General features: G+C 69.8%; 1 protein-coding gene. It reads left to right on the forward strand.

The window, feature by feature from the left end; genetic code table 11:
- Nucleotides 1-673 (forward strand): MCE family protein (locus A5781_RS02220; RefSeq protein ID WP_197503655.1); only part of this gene is annotated, 673 nt, incomplete at both ends.

A 673-nucleotide genomic window follows, 5' to 3' on the forward strand; every position in this document is an offset into this window, starting at 1 on the left:
GAGAAGGTGGATCCGGTCAAGCTGAACCTGACGCTGAGCGCGGCCGCCCAGGCGCTGACCGGGCTGGGTGACAAGTTCGGCCAGTCGGTGGTCAACGCCAACGCGATCCTCGATGACGTCAATCCGCAGATGCCGCAGGCGCGTCACGACATTCAGCAGCTCGCCGGGCTGGGCGACACCTACGCCAACGCGGCGCCGGACCTGTTGGACTTCCTCAACAACGCGGTCATCACGTCGCGGACCATCAACGCGCAGCAGAAGGATCTGGACCAGGCGCTGTTGTCGGCGGCCGGGTTCGGCAACACCGGCGCCGACATCTTCAACAGGGGCGGCCCGTACCTGGCGCGCGGCGCCCAAGACCTGGTGCCCACGGCCCAGCTGCTAGACACCTACAGCCCGGAGCTGTTCTGCACCCTGCGCAACTACCACGACATCGAGCCCAAGGCGTCCTCGTTCCTGGGCGGCAACGGCTACTCGCTGAACGCCCACACCGAGGCGCTGTCGGGGCTCGGGTTGCTGGCCAACCCCGTCTCGGCGGTGGTCACCCTCGCCAGCCTGGTCGGCGGGCTGGCCGGGCTCGTCGGCGGCGCGCCGAACCCGTACACCTACCCGGAAAACCTGCCGCGGGTGAACGCGCGCGGCGGCCCGGGGGGCGCCCCCGGTTGCTGGCAGC

The sequence above is a fragment of the Mycobacterium sp. 852002-30065_SCH5024008 genome, from assembly GCF_001665645.1.
GTDB classification, from domain to species: Bacteria; Actinomycetota; Actinomycetes; order Mycobacteriales; family Mycobacteriaceae; genus Mycobacterium; species Mycobacterium paraffinicum.